Raw genomic sequence first — 18,944 nt, 5'->3', positions numbered from 1 at the left:
ATGAGAGTAATGCTCTAACTTTGACATAGTCAAAGTTAGAGCATTACAGTGAATAATCAAAATAAACATATTTTGTCACAAATATTTACTAAATTTGTGACATAACACTAAATAAAAAATGGTGCAATCCTCACGTAATCAAGTAGAATTAAAGATTAAAAAATCATCTAAGGGTAAAATATTTTTCGCAGATGATTTTGTAAAATTCGGCTCGCCAGAGAATATCCGAAAGGTATTATCGCGTTTGGAAAAAGAAGGCTTGTTGGAGCGTTTGACCCACGGTATTTATTTAGTGCCTAAAAAAGACGAGCTGCTAGGTACATTATATCCCACAACCGAGGAAATTGCGGTAGAAATTGCCAAGCGAGACAAAGCACGTATTGCCCCAACAGGAGCGTTGGCTTTGTATCAATTAGGACTATCAACTCAGATTCCGCTTAAAGCGGTGTATCTAACAGATGGAGCACAAAGAATTATAACTATTGGCAATAGCTCCATTCAGTTTAAAAAAACAGCTCCCCGTAATCTAGCCATCAAGGATCATTTATTGATGTTAATCGTTCAGGCTCTAAAAGAAATAGGTCAGCATAAAATAAACGATACGCATTTAGAAAAACTAAAGCCATTTGTTTTGCAAATAGATGGAGAGATATTAAAATCTCAAACTAAGTTTGCGCCTGTTTGGGTGCAAAAAATAATTACAGAACTAAGAAATTAAGCTATGTGGGTACACCTTACTAAAGATCAAAAACAAAATATAATCAAGCAAACAGCTGTAAAAACGGGCTTGCCTGATTATGCAGTTGAGAAAGATGCTTGGGTTTGTATTATTTTGCAAGCTGTTTTTCAGTCAAAATATGCACCTCATATTATTTTCAAAGGAGGAACTTCGCTAAGTAAGGCGTATCAAATCATCAACCGTTTCTCTGAGGATATTGATTTGATAATTGATAAAAGTTTTCTAGGTTTTGAAGCATTACCTTCAAAAATGGCAATTAAGAGACTAAGAACGGCTTCGGGGTCATTTATAATAAACGAATTTAGAGAAGAGTTGATTAATCAATTAACGCAACTTGGTATTGCATCAGATACCTATACTATCAAATATAATGACAAAGTAGATGATACCAGTGACCCCAACACATTAGAGTTTTATTATGACCCTTTAATAGAAAGTAATAACAGCTATATTCAGCCTAGAGTATTAATCGAAATGGGAGCTCGTTCTTTGACAGAACCTACTGAGGAAAGAGAAGTAATCTCATTTATTAACAGTGAATATGCCCATCTTCCTTTTGCACAAAAAGCAACAAAGGTAAATGTGGTCATTCCAACACGTACTTTTATTGAAAAAGTATTGTTACTGCATGAGGAATTTTTAAAACCAATTCATCACATAAGAAGCGAGCGGTTGTCTCGTCATTTGTACGATATAGATAGGTTAGCAAATTCTGAATATGCGCAAAGAGCATATAAAGATCATTCGCTTTTTGATCAAATTGTAGTACACAGAAAAGCCATTACGCCATTACGAAATATAAGTTATGAATTCCACAAAAGAGATACTTTACAAATAATCCCACCTGATGAAGTACTGACCGAATGGGAACAAGATTATAAAGCGATGCAGCAAAATATGATTATAGGAGAATCTAAATCTTTTACTGATCTTTTAGAAAGAATGAAAGAAGTAATGCAAAATTTTAAAACAAACTAACGTAGCGCAAGTTGTATTATTTTTAAATTATGAAATTTACCGAAGCACAATTAGAACAATCTTTTATTAGCTTACTTCAAGAAGAGAAAATGACTCATCTGGTAGGTGGTGAAGTACGTAAAATAGAATATAACAGAGCAGCTGAACCACCGACGGCGTACGGACATATTGTTAGTGAACAAGTGTTGCTAACAGAAGATTTGAAAAACTATTTACGATCTGCCTACGCAACCGAAAACATTACTGAAAACGAAATTGAATCTATCATAAGAGATTTGGATCGTTTGCCGTCATCTGATTTATACGAAAGCAACAAAACCATTATGAAAATGGTAAGTGATGGCTTTTTATTAAAGAGAGAAGATAGAAGCCAAAAAGACTTTTATGTACAGCTGATCGATTATTCGGAAAAGGATACTAATACCTATAAAATTGTCAACCAGTTAGCTATAAAAGGCTATGAGATGCGCATTCCCGATTTGATTTTATACATCAACGGCATACCCTTGGTTGTTTTTGAATTTAAAACAGCTATACAAGAAAACACAACGCTTCATGATGCCTATGTTCAAATAACAACTCGATATAAAAGAGATATTCCAGAACTTTTTAAATACAATGCTTTTTGTGTGATTAGTGACGGTGCAAATACCAAAGCAGGATCGTTCTTTGCTCCTTATGAATTCTTTTATGCCTGGAGAAAAATTGAAGGCATGATAAAAGAAGTCGATGGTATTGATGCTATGTTTACCCTTATTCAAGGGATGTTCAACCGTAAAAGATTACGGAATATTATTCAAAATTTTATCTTTTTACCCGATAGTTCCAAAAAAAATGACAAGATTGTTTGTCGTTATCCACAATATTATGCAGCAACCAAACTTTTTGAAAACATAAAAGTGCATCAAAAACCAGATGGAGATGGTAAAGGAGGAACTTATTTTGGAACTACAGGTTGCGGAAAGAGTTATACTATGTTATACTTGACTCGTTTATTGATGCGTAGTAAATATTTTGCAAGTCCAACTATTATCATTATTACCGATAGAACCGACTTAGACGATCAATTGTCAGGGCAATTCACAAATGCGAAAGGATTTGTAGGTGACGAATCGATAATCAGTGTAGAAAGTCGCTCAAATTTGAGAGAACTACTGCAAGGTAAAAATAGTGGCGGGGTATTTTTGACCACCATTCATAAATTTACAGAAGACACCAAATTATTAACGGGTAGAACCAATGTAATTTGTATCTCTGACGAAGCGCACAGAAGCCAAACGAATCTAGATCAAAAAGTAAAAGTTACAGAGACCGGTGTTAAAAAATCTTTTGGGTTTGCCAAACATTTACACGATTCCTTTCCCAATGCCACTTATGTAGGTTTTACAGGAACACCTATAGATGCTACGATTGATGTTTTTGGAGAAATAGTAGATGCATACACCATGACCGAATCGGTAGCAGATGAAATTACCGTTCGTATTGTATATGAAGGTCGTGCAGCTAAAGTATTGTTGAATAATCAAAAATTAGCTGAAATTGAAGCCTACTACAATCAATGTGCCGAAGAAGGAAGTAATGAAAATCAAGTAGAGGAAAGTAAAAAAGCCATGTCGCAAATGAATGCGATTATTGGTGATCCTACTCGTTTAAAAACAGTTGCTGAAGATTTTGTAACGCACTATGAAAATAGAATTGCAGAAGGTTCAACAGTAAAAGGAAAAGCAATGTTTGTGTGTAGCAATAGACCTATTGCTTATGAATTGTATAAAAATATCTTGGAACTAAGACCCGAATGGGGAGCAGTAAAAGTCGCAGCGGATGATGTGATATTATCAGACAAAGACAAGAAGGAAATCAAACCGATGGAACGAATCAAAATGGTTATGACTCGTGGGAAAGATGATCCTGAAACACTCTATCATTTGTTAGGAACTAAAGATGATCGTAAAGAATTGGATCGCCAGTTTAAAAACGAGAAATCAAATTTTAAGATAGCCATTGTAGTTGATATGTGGTTGACAGGATTTGATGTTCCTTTCTTAGACACGATGTATATTGACAAACCAATACAACGCCATAATTTAATTCAAACTATTTCTCGTGTAAATAGGAAATTTGAAGGAAAACAAAAAGGATTGGTCGTAGATTATATAGGAATCAAAAAACAAATGAACATGGCTCTGGCCTTGTATAGCAATGCCGATAATGAAAACATTGAGGATATTGAGCAATCTGTGGTTGTCGTAAAAGATCAGTTGGATTTATTAAGCAGATTGTTTTACAAGTTTGACAAGTCGGGTTATTTTAGGGGTACGCCATTAGAACAATTAAAAACACTCAATCAGGCTTCAGAATTCATTCAACTAACGCAAGAACTGGAAAAGCGTTTTATGTATATTGTAAAAAGATTAAAATCAGCTTATGATATTTGTTCAGGTTCAGGAATCTTTTCAGAAGAGCAAAGAGATGAAATTCATTTCTACTTGGCTGTTCGTTCTATTATTTTCAAATTGACAAAAGGGGTTGCACCTGATACTGCTCAAATGAATAATAGAGTGAAACAAATGTTACAAGATGCCATCGAAAGTGATGGTATTGAAGAGATTTTCAAATTAGGGGACGAAGGGCAAACCGAAGTTGATATTTTCTCAGATGATTATATGGCTAAAATTGATAAAATCAAATTGCCTAACACAAAAATCAAATTACTTCAAAAATTACTAGCTAAAGCAATTGATGATGTAAAGAAAATAAATAAAATTACAGGAATAGACTTCTCAAAACGATTGCAGTTTATTGTAGATAAATACAATGAACGCAAAGAAGACGATGTATTACAGAGTCGTGTATTGGAAGATTTCACAGATGAAATTATTGATTTGTATTATGCGCTAAAAAAAGAAAAAGACTCTTTTAAAGATTTGGGTATTGATTTTGAGGAAAAAGCATTTTACGACATCTTAAAGGCTTTAGCTCATAAATACGACTTCAAGTATCCTGATGATAAATTAATCATTTTAGCCCAAAAAGTAAAGCTTGTAGTGGATGACAAAGCCAAATATACCGATTGGAGTAAAAGAGATGATATAAAAGCAGAGTTAAAAGTGGATTTAATTATCTTGTTAGCAGAAAGTGGCTACCCACCAGTGGATCGTGATGAAATTTATAAAGAGATTTTTGAACAGGCTGAGAATTTTAAAAAATATCAAAATTATTAAATTCTGATTCGTCTTTTATGTAGGCGTAATAGTATGGAGCCGAAATAAAAGTGGAATCGACAATACAACTTAACTAAGCTAAAACAAGCTTGTCGTTTACGACCGCAGTACTTTTTCCTGAAAGGAAGTAGTACTGCGGCTTGTTTTTGAATGGAGCCTAATCTTACAATATATAATCGTAATTTTTCGAATAAACTCTTGAGGTACAGAGGTACAATTTCAATAGTTGTACTTGTACAGCGGAGTTTCTAATTGTTCCTTTGTGATGTATTGAAGATGAAACAGTATTCAATGTGGAATTGAAATAAAAGAACTAATGTAGAACGAAAAATGAAGGTGTATGTTAAGAGGAATTTCATGGAACAGTTACATAGTTGTGGCTGTTTTGGTATTAATAGCTTGGTATCTATTTGTTGGTTTACGCTTTTATTTTGATGACCTTAAAGATTTAGTAAGCGGAAAGCGGAAACTTCAATTCCGTGATTTACTAGGAAAGCCAATTTCTAGATTGGATGTTGATTTCGATTACCAAAAATCGGAAGAAGTTTTAAATGCTGCCGTTGAATTTGAGACTGTTGATCCCATTTTTAATGAAGTGGAAGAACTAACATCTAGGCTGAAAAATGCTATCACCGATGCTACTCAAAAAAAGCTCTTGAAAGATGAGTTTGAACATCGTTTGCGATTTCTTCTTAAAGAAAATCTTTTGTTAGGGAATTCTTCATTCCGTCCCTCTATTAATGAATTCATTGTTTCTGAATGTGAAAAACAAGAGTCAGTCCTTTTGACTCACCAAGAGGTGGAAGACCTTTGGGATTTAAAAAACTAATATACTAATTGCGGAGGAATAACCCCTGTTTGTCCCGGTGCGGTATGGCTTAATGTGACAAGAGGAAGAGGTGATATTTCAGCGGCATATCCTCCGCTTTTTTATCTGAATTATTTCAAACTTTAAATAAATGTGTTATGAAAAAATGGAATTGGAAATTTAAGAAGTTTAGTCCTAAGACAATGTTTTTTATTACTGCTGTCATAGTAGCATCAGTACTAAATAATGAAATCTATGCCCAGGATGGTATTGCTGGAATTAATGAAGCGAATCAGCAGGTACGAAGTTATTTTGATGCAGGCACTCAACTGATGTATGCCATTGGAGCCATACTAGGGCTAATAGGAGCTGTAAAAGTCTATCAAAAATGGAATGCCGGAGATCCTGATACTGGTAAAGTAGCTGCAGCATGGTTTGGAAGTTGTGTATTCCTAGTTGTTGTTGCCACTGTAATTCAATCTTTTTTTGGGGTTTAAAACAAAGAAATAGTAAACAAAATCTGTTAAAACTTTAAAAGTAACAGTATGGCTAATAGCGTATATAAGATTAATAAAGGCATTAATCAAAGTATCGAATTCAAAGGACTTAAGGCGCAGTATATATGGTATTTAGGAGGAGGAGTTATCCTGCTCATGATTGTTTTTTCAATATTGTATATCATAGGTATTCCATCTTTTGTGTGTGTTGGAATCATAACTGTTTCCGGCAGCTTATTAGTGCTGAAAATCTATCGAATGAGTCACAAGTTTGGCGAATATGGATTGATGAAAGCTTTGTCAAAAAAGCAACTGCCCAAAGCAGTACGAACCTACAGCAGGAAAGTTTTTATGATGAATTAGGAAGTAGTAATAAGGTAAAAATGATGAACGATGGAAAAGGAGATGCATACTATTTTACCGATTATGGATGTACAGCACGACTGTATTTTATCCAAATATGGAGATATAACAGTAGTGTTTCAGGCAGTATTACCCGAAATATTTACGTTATCGGACCAGGAATATGAAGCCTTTCATCAATCCTGGGTAAAGGCAATAAAGATACTTCCTAAATTTAGTGTATTGCACAAACAGGATTGGTTTATAGACAGTAAATACGAACCTAATTTTGCTAAGGAAGATACAAGTTTCTTGAGTCGTAGCAGTGAGTTTTTCTTTAATGAACGACCTTTTTTAGATCATTCCTGCTACATCCTGCTGACAAAGAAACCCTCAGGAAGAAAAGCTTCCAGTTCTTTATTTTCAAATCTCATCAGAAGTTCTCTAGTTCCTCAGCAGACACTTAATACCCAATTGCTACAAGATTTTATTGATAGTACGGGACAATTCAAACGCATACTGGAAGATAGTGGTTTTATAAAACTACGTCGTTTGACTAATGATGAACTGCGAAGCCACAGTCGTAAAATAGGATTGATTGAGAAATATTGCTTTTTATCCGAAAAGGAAAGTCCTTTCGTTTTTAAAGATATTTCGTTTGATGATGGTTTGCAAGTAGGAGATAAGCATTGCCAAATGTACACTTTAGGGGATGCAGCTGATCTACCTGCCATATGTGGAACACGTATTAACTTTGACCGCTATTCAACAGATAAAACAAAATTCAGTATTGGGTTTGCTTCAACATTAGGACAACTCTTATCGTGCAATCATATTTACAATCAATACCTGTTTGTTGAAGATGCCCAGAAAACATTGCAAAAATTAGAAAGTAAAAGATTGCGGTTGCAATCACTTTCAGCTTACAGTCGAGAGAATAGTATCGCCCGTGATGCTACTAATGATTTTTTGAATGAGGCCATCAGCAAGCAACGATTAGCGGTAAAGGCACATTTTAATGTACTGGCATGGACTGAAAATAAAGAAGAACTCAAAGACCTTAAAAATAAAGTTTCATCAGCATTGGCACAGATGGATGCGGCTGCGAAACAGGAAACGGTAGGAGCAGCCCAGATATTCTGGGCAGGAATTCCAGGCAATGCAGCTGACTTTCCTATGAACGATACCTTCGATACGTTTACTGAACAAGCGGTTTGCTTCTTCAATATGGAAACGGGATATCGCTCTTCATTGAGTCCTTTTGGAATTCGTTTAGGAGATCGTCTGACAGGTAAACCCGTTCATGTGGATGTCAGTGATGAACCAGTGAAAATGGGAATTTGTACCAACCGTAATAAATTTATTTTAGGACCATCAGGAAGCGGAAAATCCTTTTTCACCAATCACATGGTACGCAGTTATTACGAACAGGGAACGCACATTGTATTGGTCGATGTTGGAAACAGTTATAAAGGGCTCTGTGATATGGTAGGAGGTTATTACTTTACCTATGATGAAAAGAATCCCATTCGATTCAATCCCTTTTACATTGGAGAAGGAGACAGTCTGGATACGGAGAAAAAGGAAAGCATCAAAACACTATTACTTGCCTTATGGAAAAAAGATAATGAAAGCTTTAATCGAAGTGAGTATGTGGCCTTATCGAATGCACTTCAGTTGTATTATGAAAAGCTGGGATCCCATAAAGAGCTGTTTCCCTGTTTTAATAGTTTTTACGATTTTCTGAAAGATGATTTTGTAAAAGTACTTGAAGGGGATAAGGTCAAAGAAAAGGATTTTGATGTCAATAATTTCATGTATGTATTGCGTCCCTATTACAAGGGAGGGGAGTTCGATTATTTACTCAATGCGACTGAAAATCTAGATCTTTTAAAAGAGCCTTTTATTGTGTTCGAACTGGACAATATAAAAGATCATCCGATACTTTTTCCAGTAGTCACTATAATCATTATGGAAGTCTTTATCAATAAGATGCGTAAGCTCAAAGGAATTCGTAAAATGATATTAATTGAAGAAGCCTGGAAAGCTATAGCTAAGGAAGGTATGGCAGAATACATCAAGTATTTGTTTAAAACAGTACGGAAGTTTTTTGGAGAGGCTATTGTGGTGACGCAAGAAGTCGAAGACATCATTTCATCACCAGTAGTGAAGCAAGCCATCATCAATAACAGTGATTGTAAAATACTGTTGGATCAGAGTAAATACCAAAATAAATTCGACCAGATTCAGGAACTTTTGGGATTGACAGAAAAAGAAAAAGCATTAGTGCTTTCGGTCAATAAAGCCAATGATCCTGATAAAAAATACAAAGAAGTATTTATCTCATTGGGAGGTATGCAATCCAAAGTATACCGAACAGAAGTTTCGCTGGAAGAATACCTCACTTACACTACAGAGGAAACAGAGAAATTGAAAGTGCAGCAGTATGCTAAAAAGTTTGATAGAGACATCAAAAAAGGGATTACTGTATTGGCACTTGATATGAGATCAGTAAACACAAAGTAAATAAAGCAGATTATGGAAACTAAGAAAAAAATCATGGTGTATGCACTCTGTTTATTGTTGGTAAGCACTCCTGCCAGACCAGCAACAACAGTCACAGCTTTTCCAATTATAGGAGTGATAAAATTAGCAGTTAAAAAAGTGATCAAGGCGATTGATTTGAGAATACAGCGCTTACAGAACAAAACCATCTGGCTACAGAATGCCCAGAAGAAAATAGAAAATACCCTTTCGAAACTGAAATTAGATGAAATATCGGATTGGACTCAGAAACAACGAGATCTGTATCGGGATTATTATGAGGAATTAACCAAAGTGAAGTCCATTATTACCTACTATCAATTGATACGGGATGTGACTCAAAAACAGGTACGACTTGTCAATGAATATGACAGGGCCTGGTCACTTTTCCAACAAGACAGCCACTTTAACAAACCTGAATTGGATTATATGCAGAAAGTCTATTCAGGCATCCTAGATGAAAGTGTAAAAAATATAGATCAGATATTTTTAATACTGGATTCTTTCACCACTCAGATGAATGATGCTAAACGATTAGAGATTATCAATACAGCTGCCAATCAGATTGATGTTAATTACAATGACCTGACAATGTTTAACAGGCAGAATGTACTCCTTAGTCTGCAAAGAGCCAAGACACAGCATGAAGTGGAGACCGTTAGACAATTTTATGGTATTCTAAAATAAAACTAAATTTTAAAGCCATGAAAAAGCTACTGTTATTGTTACTCTTTACGTTTTTAGTAACGGCTGACATACAAGCACAACGAAAGCAACGAAAAGTATTGCTTCAGCAAATTGGAGCTTTAAAAGTATACATCGATGCAGCGCAAAAAGGTTATTCCATTGCTAAGAAAGGTCTGAATACCATTGGTAATTTAAAACGAGGTGAATTCACTCTTCATACTGATTATCTGAACTCTTTAAAAAAGGTCAACCCAAAAATTAAAAAGTATAGCAGAGTAGCTGAAATCATAGACTTGCAATTGAAAATCGTAAAGAATTGCAATAGTACCTATCGGAATTTAGAGGTAGGGGATTTGTTTCATGGAAGTGAAGTAGCCTATATCAAAAGAGTTTTTGGTCAATTGATGAATGATTGTGATGCCAATTTGGAGGAACTCATTACAGTTACAACAGACGGAGAACTTGAGATGAAAGATGATGAGCGAATGGAACGTATTGATCGACTTTACAATATGATGATGGATAACTACAGCTTCTGTCAAAGTTTTAATAATCAAGTAAATATGTTGTGTCTATCCAGAGCAAGGGAGAATAGAGAAACGCAGAGTAGTAAGGAAGTATATGGAATTTTAAAAGAGAGATTATGAAAAAGCAGTTTGTCATATGGGGACTATTTTTAGTAGTGCTTGCGCCATCTAAGACATTGGCACAATCTCAGGAAATGCAACAGTTGGTATTGAATATCGAGAAACTGACACAGTTCAAGCAGATTTTGAAGGATATGAAAAATGGCTACAGGATACTCAATGGAGGTTACAATACGATAAAAGACTTGTCACAAGGAAATTTTAGTCTGCATCAGACTTTTATCGATGGACTAATGCAAGTGAGTCCCGCAGTGAGAAAATACAAGCGTATTGGAGAAATTGCTAATTATCAAATGCTCTTGGTAAAAGAGTACAAAAGAGCATTAAAACGGTTTAAAAATAGTAGCCTTTTTAATGACAAAGAAATACAGTATATCGAAAAAGTATATGCTAATCTTTTCAAACAAAGTCTGCGTAATCTTGATGAGCTTACTACGGTGGTCACCGCTAATAAACTCCGGATGTCTGACGATGAACGATTGGAATCCATTGACAGAATCTATCTGGAAATGCAGGACAAATTACTATTTCTAAGAAGTTTTAATTCGAATACTTCGGTACTAAGTGTACAACGTTCCAAAGAGTATAATGATGTGGATTCCCTGAAAGAACTATATAAAGTAACCAATTAGATAACTGATGCTATGAAGAAGATAAACAGAATTATTATAGTAATAATTGTTACTTTATTTTGGTCTTTTAATGCTAATGCGCAAAGTCTGGCAGATGACATGAACGGGCTTCATGGAATACTAGATCAGCTTTATGATGAGATGATGCCTTTGTGTAGCAATTTGTTGGGAGTGGGACAGGGAATAGCTGGTTTTGCTACTATTTGGTATATCGGTTCACGGGTATGGAGGCACATAGCCAATGCCGAACCCGTTGACTTTTATCCTTTGTTTCGTCCGTTTGTGATAGGATTTTGTATCATGATTTTTCCTTCGGTATTGGCTATGATCAACGGAGTCATGAAACCAACAGTTACAGCAACAGCATCAATGATGGAAGGGTCGAATAAAGCCATTGAAGTTCTTTTACAGAAAAAAGAAAAAGCGATTAAAAGTACTGATACCTGGCAAATGTATGTAGGGGAATCAGGGAGTGGAGATCAGGAACGTTGGTATAAATATACCCATGACAATGCCGATCCATCCGATGAAGGAATGTTGGAGGGGATTGGTAATGATATCAAGTTTGCAATGGCTAAAGTCTCATTTAATTTTCGCAATTCTGTAAAGGAATGGATGAGTGAAGTATTACGAGTACTGTTTGAGGCAGCTTCGCTTTGTATCGATACTTTAAGAACTTTTCAATTGGTAGTACTCTCTGTTTTGGGACCATTGGTTTTTGGTATTGCGGTTTTTGATGGTTTTCAACATACGCTAACGGTATGGTTAGCACGCTACATCAATATTTATCTATGGCTTCCGGTGGCTAATATTTTTGGAAGCATCATTGGGAAAATACAGGAAAAAATGCTGCAACTAGATATTTCACAAGTCAATGATCAGGGAGATACTTTCTTTAGCCGAACAGATATGGCTTATCTGGTGTTTATGATTATCGGTATCGTAGGATATTTTACAGTGCCTTCAGTAGCTAATTATATCGTTCATGCAGGTGGCGGTGGCGCTTTAAGTCAGAAAGTTACCAATATCTTCAGCAGTTCTACCGGTGCTGCAGTTAGTACAACATCAGCTGGAATGGGAATGGCCGCTGATGCTATGGGGAATGCAGCAGGGCGTATGTCTCAGAGCATGTCTGCTAACCAAGCTTCGTCCCCTTACTTTGGAGATAAAGAAAGCTACATGGGAGATAAGTTAAAAGGAAATTCCAAATAATCATTAAAACCAACTATCATGTTTACAAAAATGAAAAATATAGACACCGCTTTTCGACAAGTGCGAATTTTTTCGATGCTGGTTATTGTAGGGTGTGTAGTGTTATGCGGCTTTTCACTTTACAAAAGCTTTAGTATGGTTTCTCAAATGCAATCCAAGATTTATATTCTAGCTAACGGTAAAGCGCTGGAAGCTTATTCGTCGGATCGAAAAGATAATATTCCAGTGGAAGCCAAAGACCACGTAAAAACCTTCCACAAGTACTTTTTTACACTGGATCCCGATGATAAAGTGATTAAGGAAAATGTGACTAAGGCACTTTATCTGTCGGACAATAGCACCAAAAAAGTCTATGATGATTTAAAGGAGAACGGTTATTACGCAGGAATTATCTCAGGTAATATCAGTCAGACTATATCTGTAGATAGTATCGCAATTGATATTAATGAGTATCCCTATCATTTTCGATGCTACGCGGTTCAAAATATAGTACGAGCTACCAGTATTGTTCATCGAAGTCTGATTACAGAGGGAAGCTTACGTAATGTATCCCGAAGTGATAATAATCCACATGGTTTTTTAATCGAAAGATGGAATACCATTGAAAATAAAGATTTGAGTACTGAAAACAGAAAATAATAAAATGAATCATTATGCAATTCTTATTCCAACGAAGAAAAAAAACCGCGCAATCTAATGAAGCGGTAAAACCGAATGGTCTGTCAAAGATTATGGAGAAGGGATATTACTATGCTCAAAGTAAATGGTCAGAATGGATGACAAAGCAAACAGCAAAACTATCGATTAGACAGCAAAGGCTTGTTTTTGGATTTTTTGTCGCTTGTACCACTAGCTACAGTGTTTATTTGATTATTCAAAATTTTTCAAATACTGATTCCAATAGAATAACAATAAATCCTATTGTCAAACCAGTAAACACTTTTCAAACTGGATATATAGCACCCACTACAAAAAGTACAGTTAGTAAAATTGAATTCGACAGGGTTGTTCGTTTTCGGGTTTATATCGATAGTCTTACCATAAGCCCAACAGGAAAAAGAACATTAGATAGTATAAAAAATAAACATCCCGGATTGTTAGACAGTCTTGCAGCAGTAGAAAACTATTATCAATCTCATTTAAAAAAATATAATTATGGAAAATAAGAGGAAATCCATTCAAATGTTAAGACAGCGAAAGCTGTTTTTAGTTGCCCCTTTATTGACTTTGCCCTTCTTTACGTTATTGTTTTGGTTATTAGGAGGAGGGAAAATGGAAACGACCAATGCACAATCACTTCCGGAAAAAGGATTTAATGTCCAACTTCCTAATCCTAAGTTTAAAGAAACTACCTCATTAGATAAGATGAGTTATTATGATGCCGCAGCATTGGATTCGGTAAAACTGGAAGAACTGATTAAGAAAGACCCTAATTACGTTAGATATTCTTATTTCGGAGATTCGACTGAAATAGTGAACGAAAGTATTGGAGAAAAGGAAAATTCAAAAAGGAGGGTAGGAGGTTTAAATACAGCGGTTTATCATAATCCAAATGAAGAAAAAGTATATGCCAAATTAGCTGCACTTCAAAAAGTGATTAACCAGCCTCCACAAGTATCAAGACAGCAGAGAGCTGATATTAAATATGAAAATTCGAGTGGTACTGTAATTGGTTCAAAGGATGTGGATCGATTGGAGCAAATGATGCAATCGATGAATGAATCGGATGCCGAAGATCCCGAATTGCAAAAGCTTAGTGGTATGCTTGAAAATATATTAGATATTCAGCATCCAGACCGCGTACAGGAAAAATTAAGAAAGGTTTCTGAAGCCAATAGAGGACAGGTGTTTTCAATAAGCACAAAGGAAAAAGATAATTCAGTTACTCTGCTTAGAAACACTATACATTCCAACGAGACAGGAATTCAAGTGAAGTCTAATGCATTTTACTCTTTTGAAGAAACTCAAAATGAACAAAACAACCAAAATGCTGTAGAAGCGGTTATTCACGAATCTCAAATAGTGGTCAATGGATCCACGGTAAAGTTGAGACTTGTAAACCCCATTTTTATTAATGGTATACTCATTCCTAAAGAACATTTCTTTTTTGGTGTAGCATCATTAAAAGGCGAAAGGTTGACTATCAAGATTAACAGTCTTCGCTATACCAATTCCATTTTTCCGGTTGATTTATCGGTTTATGATATGGATGGATTGAAGGGCATTTATATTCCGGGAGCAATTAATCGGGATGTAGCCAAAAGTTCTGCTGACCGTTCGATACAAACGCTAGGTGTTACTTCTCTTGATGATTCCTGGGGAGCTCAGGCAGCAGGAATGGGTATTGAAACTGCCAAAAACTTATTGAGTAAAAAAGTAAAGCTGGTTAAGGTTGTAGTTAAGGCGGGCTATAAAGTGTTTATTTATGATGAAAAGCAAAAACAGCAAATTACCAACTAAAAAAATAGAAATATGAAAAAGATAAATGTAATGATAATGGTCGTTGTACTATTTCTTATAACCAATGTATTTGCACAAGAGCAACAAGTGGGTAAACATGAATTTTATAAAATCAAATTAGATTCATTGGCTATCGCTTATTCGAAAACTACAAATATTGTATTTCCAAATTCGATACTAAGTGTAGATAGAGGTAGTAGTGATGTATTAGTTCAGAAAGCGAAAGGAGTAGACAATATTCTTCAGATAAAAGCTGCTCAACAGGATTTTACTGAAACCAATCTTACAGTGGTTACAGCTGATGGACAACTGCATTCTTTTGTAGTGAATTATGATGAAAAGAAGCCTTTATTGAATTTGGTAGTTGGTCAAAAAAACTCAATTTCAGATCATCTAGGTTCGACTGAAATAGAAAACGAAGCAGAGCTGAAATCTTATGCAGAGTTAGCATTTTACGAAAAGAAAAAGGTATATAATGTAAAAGATTATAAATACGATATGAAACTTCAATTAAATGGATTGTTTATACATGAAGGCGTAATGTATTTCAGAATTAATCTGGAAAATAATTCAAATGTTAGTTATGATATCAGCCAGTTCCGATTCTTTATTAGAGACCAAAAGAAAACCAAACGAACCGCTTCGCAGGAAATAGAAATTCATCCATTATACATTTATAACAGCACAGAAATAGTAGTGGGGAAGTCAGAAGTATGTTTGGTATTTGCTTTACCAAAATTCACAATACCTGATAAAAAATATTTGGCAATACAGCTTATGGAAGATCAGGGAGGTCGGCATTTAGAACTCCAAGTGAAAAACAAAAAATTAATGCAGTTAACTGTATTACCGACTTTATAAATATGTAATCATTTAAAATCAATAGTCATGAACGAGAAAAATTTTGAATACCTGAAAGATCAGGTCAAGTACAGCGGTTTTGGAGAAGGATTGGAAGGAGAACTAAAAGAAAAAATGAAAGCACAACAGCCTGAATTTAAACTGAATCATCAGATTAAATACGGCGATACTACTGCCAATGCTACTCTTAATTTTAAGAAATCAGATCAAAGTGAAATGTATTTCTTTAATTCTTATAAAATGGAGTTATCTAAAGAAAATACAAAGGAATCTTTAGAGCAAACTTTTTACATAAACAAAGGAAATAATATCACGATGAAAGAAGCTTTCAATCTGATGGAAGGCAGGGCAATTAATAAAGACCTGACTAATAAAGAAGGTCAGGTCTATAATGCCTGGCTGCAAATGGACTTCAAGGAAGCCGATACCAATGGAAATTTTAAATTAAATCAGTATCATCAAAATTACGGATACGATGTTGAGAATGCTTTATCGAAACATCCGATTAAGGAATTGGAAACTCCAAAGTACAAAGAGGACCTTATGGATTCCATCAAAAAAGGAAATCGTCAATCGGTCACTTTCGTAAAAGATGGCAATGAGATCAAACAATATGTTGAAGCCAATCCTCAATTCAAAACGATCAATGTTTATGATGCCAATATGAAGCGTATTGACAACCGACAGTCAAAAGAAGAAAAGCAATCTGAAGGTGAAGCTAAGTCGGCAAAACAAGGGACTAAAAAGCAAAATCAAAATGATGATGCTGAAAGTCCGGCAGCACCTCCAGAAAAAAAGAAAAGAAAAAAACAGTCTAATTCTATGTAGCTAACAATGGAAATTTTAAGCCCCTTATCTCATTTCTTTTCTGCAATTGAAAACGATTATAGAATCAGTATTACACATATTGGTATCTATGCGGCTTTATTGCAGTTTAGAACGGATAAGGGGTTTGTTAATCCCATTGAGGCATTCAGTTATGAAATTATGCCCATAGCAAAAATATCAGGTTCTAATACCTATCATAAGTGTATTAGACAACTCCATGAATACGGCTATATTAAGTATGAACCCTCTTTTAAGAACAATCAAAGGAGTAAAATTTTTTTTCTTTTTTGTTTAGATAAATCATAAGTTGAATTTTCAAAGTTGCAGAATCATGAAAAAGTTAACAATTCAAGAAATCCCTGATGTAGTGGTGAGTTTGGGCAAAAAGATAGAAAGTATTGAGTTATTGCTACAAAAGAAAAAATATGATCATACGATTAATAGTAATAGTCAGAAACGTTTCAATAATGAGAAATGTTGTTCCAGTTTTAATAAAAGTGATTTGGCACAATTCTTCTATATTCTGATGGATGAGAATATTTTATTTTTTGATAAAAGGGAAAAGTATAATAGAAGTAAAATGCAACTGTTCATTGAGGAGAATTTTACCTATAATGGAGATCAAGGAATACAGACTAAAATAGGAACCATTAGTAGACAGTTTTCAGAATCTAAAGGATTCACTTATGGAGAAAAACAACTTAAATTTCTGGATCATATCATTAGTATATTTCAACAGCGAAGAGAAATACTGCTAAGTAGATAATTTTATTATTTCTAGAAATTTAAAAGGAGTTGTTTTCCATTCTAACTACGTTAAAATTTAATATCATGACTAAACAAGGTAAAGAAAATAAAATCTCATATATAGCTGCAATTAAACAATTGTTGGATCCTTTGTATGTTCAATTAGAGAGAATTGATGGAAAGATTAAAGCGCAAAATTTAAAAGCTTCCATTAAATATTTTAGGAATGAGGACTTAAAAAAAATATTTGGATTATCGAATAATACAATTATTAAATACCGTCAGTCAGGCATACTTCCATATACTAAACTGGGTGATATCTATTTGTACGATGCAGCTAAGATTGAAAAAATACTCATTGAAAATGGACAATAAATAACAGTTAAATAATTCAAAAGATTACTTCAACTTATTAAAATAGCAAATACCAAAGTATTCTGAGAGCTGAATACTTTGGTATTTGTGTTTTATATACTATGCATATTTTTGCTTTAATTTTGACATATCTGTCATTACATTTTCATCTAAAACTTTAGCATAGTGCTGTGTTTGCTTAATATTAGTGTGTCCCAACATTGATGAAACATTTTCTATTCTGACCCCATTGGCTAAAGTAACTGTCGTAGCGAATGTATGTCTTGATACATACCAGGTAAGATTTTTGTCTATTTCACATAGGTCAGCTATTTCCTTAAGGTAAGCATTCATTTTTTGATTGGATATTCTGGGAATTAATCCAATTTGTTGATTTTTATATTTATTAATTATTTTTAGGGCTGGAGGGAGTAATGGAACGTTTGCTCTGATTTCTGTTTTTGTTCTATTAGCCAGAATCCATAGCTCATCATTGCTATCTTGAAAGATATTCCTCGAAGTTAGATTTAAAGCATCTACAGGAGCATATCCAGTATAACAACTAAATAAGAATATATCTCTCACTTTTTCCAGACGTTTGAAGGAAAGTTTTTTGTTTTCAATAGTATCCAGTTCTTTTTGAGTAAGAAATACAGCGTCTTTGGTATTGATTTTACCATCGTAAATATTAAAAGGATTTTTTTCAATTATGCCCATTTTGATATTGTGTTTGCAACAAGTTTTATACATTCTCATGTACTTTACTACAGAGTTATTTTGAATGCCAATTTTGCCTTTATACTCACTTTCATACTTAAGAAATGATTCCAAATTATATATAAATGCACTGGAAACTTCACCAACAGGAAGATCTTCAATTTTATAGTACTTTTTCATAAAAGTGATAAGCAATTCTTTAGACCGTTTGTATTTTTGAAGTGAAGTTTCAGAGCGCTCATTTACTTCCACTTTTTTCGTAAAATATTTGATGTATTTATCAATAACTTCTAATATGCTTACTTCTTTAGTTTTGATTACTATTTTAGTTTTACCAGTGAATTCATTTTTAAGTAATTGTAACGAAATGTCTAAACCTTCTTTAGTCATTTCATTAAACTTTTTTTCAATGTTGAGTTGAAGAAGATCTAATCTACTTTTTAGTACTTTTTCTTTTTCAATTTTAAGTACATTTCTTAAATTGTTGGTAAACTTCCATCTTTCCTTTAAGATGTACTTACCAGTTGCCATGGTTGTCGATTTTTGATTGTACGAAACACGGGCAAAAATAGGAGATTCTCCTTTTTTGTTATCTTTCCCTGATTTAAGATAGAAGATGATTTTTAGCATAACTTCTTGTTTTTAAATTAATATTCAAATTGATTTAAAA

20 protein-coding genes are annotated in these 18,944 nt (G+C 34.3%); 19 read left to right on the top strand and 1 reads right to left on the bottom strand.

Annotated features, from left to right (window positions below):
• The first annotated feature begins 118 nt into the window (after positions 1 to 118).
• From FEM21_RS10850 to FEM21_RS10765, 19 genes are all read left to right on the top strand, one after another.
• Positions 119 to 718, top strand: coding sequence for a DUF6088 family protein (locus FEM21_RS10850; RefSeq protein WP_035660359.1), 600 nt, complete (start codon positions 119 to 121; stop codon positions 716 to 718).
• 3 nt (positions 719 to 721) lie between these two features.
• Positions 722 to 1,717: a nucleotidyl transferase AbiEii/AbiGii toxin family protein gene (locus FEM21_RS10845; protein ID WP_035660356.1), complete on the top strand. Its 996-nt coding sequence runs from the start codon at positions 722 to 724 to the stop codon at positions 1,715 to 1,717.
• Positions 1,718 to 1,746: 29 nt separating this feature from the next.
• Complete coding sequence (locus FEM21_RS10840) at positions 1,747 to 4,938, top strand: type I restriction endonuclease subunit R (protein ID WP_035660354.1); 3,192 nt, start codon at positions 1,747 to 1,749, stop codon at positions 4,936 to 4,938.
• A 340-nt stretch (positions 4,939 to 5,278) separates the two neighbouring features.
• Positions 5,279 to 5,767, top strand: a complete 489-nt coding sequence (locus tag FEM21_RS10835; protein WP_035660352.1) for a hypothetical protein — start codon at positions 5,279 to 5,281, stop codon at positions 5,765 to 5,767.
• 182 nt (positions 5,768 to 5,949) lie between these two features.
• Positions 5,950 to 6,243: a DUF4134 domain-containing protein gene (locus FEM21_RS10830; protein WP_201448292.1), complete on the top strand. Its 294-nt coding sequence runs from the start codon at positions 5,950 to 5,952 to the stop codon at positions 6,241 to 6,243.
• 48 nt (positions 6,244 to 6,291) lie between these two features.
• Positions 6,292 to 6,606 (top strand): DUF4133 domain-containing protein, encoded by a 315-nt coding sequence (locus FEM21_RS10825; protein WP_035660348.1) that lies wholly within the window; start codon positions 6,292 to 6,294, stop codon positions 6,604 to 6,606.
• A 30-nt stretch (positions 6,607 to 6,636) separates the two neighbouring features.
• Positions 6,637 to 9,111 carry a TraG family conjugative transposon ATPase gene (locus FEM21_RS10820; protein WP_035660347.1) on the top strand — a complete coding sequence of 825 codons (2,475 nt, stop codon included), beginning with the start codon at positions 6,637 to 6,639 and terminating at the stop codon, positions 9,109 to 9,111.
• A gap of 12 nt (positions 9,112 to 9,123) precedes the next feature.
• The gene (locus tag FEM21_RS10815; RefSeq protein ID WP_035660345.1) at positions 9,124 to 9,816 is read left to right on the top strand and encodes a hypothetical protein; all 693 of its coding nucleotides are present in this window, start codon (positions 9,124 to 9,126) and stop codon (positions 9,814 to 9,816) included.
• Between the two features lie 17 nt (positions 9,817 to 9,833).
• Entirely contained in the window at positions 9,834 to 10,463 is a 630-nt protein-coding gene (locus FEM21_RS10810) for a hypothetical protein (protein WP_035660344.1), read from the top strand.
• Positions 10,460 to 11,095 carry a hypothetical protein gene (locus tag FEM21_RS10805; protein ID WP_035660343.1) on the top strand — a complete coding sequence of 212 codons (636 nt, stop codon included), beginning with the start codon at positions 10,460 to 10,462 and terminating at the stop codon, positions 11,093 to 11,095. The genes FEM21_RS10810 and FEM21_RS10805 overlap by 4 nt, the downstream gene beginning before the upstream one ends.
• A 12-nt stretch (positions 11,096 to 11,107) precedes the next feature.
• A complete protein-coding gene (gene traJ / locus FEM21_RS10800) occupies positions 11,108 to 12,307 on the top strand; it encodes a conjugative transposon protein TraJ (protein WP_035660341.1) in 1,200 nt (399 codons plus the stop codon).
• 18 nt (positions 12,308 to 12,325) lie between these two features.
• Complete coding sequence (gene traK, locus FEM21_RS10795) at positions 12,326 to 12,946, top strand: conjugative transposon protein TraK (protein WP_035660340.1); 621 nt, start codon at positions 12,326 to 12,328, stop codon at positions 12,944 to 12,946.
• 14 nt (positions 12,947 to 12,960) lie between these two features.
• Complete coding sequence (locus tag FEM21_RS10790; RefSeq protein ID WP_035660339.1) at positions 12,961 to 13,473, top strand: hypothetical protein; 513 nt, start codon at positions 12,961 to 12,963, stop codon at positions 13,471 to 13,473.
• On the top strand, positions 13,463 to 14,767 hold the full coding sequence (gene traM / locus FEM21_RS10785) for a conjugative transposon protein TraM (RefSeq protein WP_035660338.1): 1,305 nt from the start codon (positions 13,463 to 13,465) through the stop codon (positions 14,765 to 14,767). The genes FEM21_RS10790 and traM overlap by 11 nt, the downstream gene beginning before the upstream one ends.
• A 12-nt stretch (positions 14,768 to 14,779) precedes the next feature.
• Positions 14,780 to 15,628, top strand: a complete 849-nt coding sequence (traN, locus tag FEM21_RS10780; RefSeq protein ID WP_035660337.1) for a conjugative transposon protein TraN — start codon at positions 14,780 to 14,782, stop codon at positions 15,626 to 15,628.
• A 27-nt stretch (positions 15,629 to 15,655) separates the two neighbouring features.
• A complete protein-coding gene (locus FEM21_RS10775; RefSeq protein WP_035660335.1) occupies positions 15,656 to 16,456 on the top strand; it encodes a hypothetical protein in 801 nt (266 codons plus the stop codon).
• A 6-nt stretch (positions 16,457 to 16,462) separates the two neighbouring features.
• Complete coding sequence (locus FEM21_RS16415; RefSeq protein WP_081824683.1) at positions 16,463 to 16,762, top strand: hypothetical protein; 300 nt, start codon at positions 16,463 to 16,465, stop codon at positions 16,760 to 16,762.
• A 25-nt stretch (positions 16,763 to 16,787) separates the two neighbouring features.
• A complete protein-coding gene (locus tag FEM21_RS10770; protein ID WP_035660334.1) occupies positions 16,788 to 17,222 on the top strand; it encodes a hypothetical protein in 435 nt (144 codons plus the stop codon).
• Between the two features lie 65 nt (positions 17,223 to 17,287).
• Positions 17,288 to 17,578, top strand: a complete 291-nt coding sequence (locus tag FEM21_RS10765) for a helix-turn-helix domain-containing protein (protein WP_035660333.1) — start codon at positions 17,288 to 17,290, stop codon at positions 17,576 to 17,578.
• A gap of 99 nt (positions 17,579 to 17,677) precedes the next feature.
• Here the strand turns inward: FEM21_RS10765 and FEM21_RS10760 are convergent, their stop codons facing one another.
• A complete protein-coding gene (locus tag FEM21_RS10760) occupies positions 17,678 to 18,904 on the bottom strand; it encodes a site-specific integrase (RefSeq protein WP_035660332.1) in 1,227 nt (408 codons plus the stop codon).
• Positions 18,905 to 18,944 lie beyond the last annotated feature (40 nt).

This window comes from Flavobacterium seoulense, from assembly GCF_000695795.1.
Lineage (GTDB): Bacteria > Bacteroidota > Bacteroidia > Flavobacteriales > Flavobacteriaceae > Flavobacterium > Flavobacterium seoulense.
The sequence above is the reverse complement of the archived record's forward strand: the minus strand, read 5'-3'. Positions and strand labels throughout refer to the sequence as shown.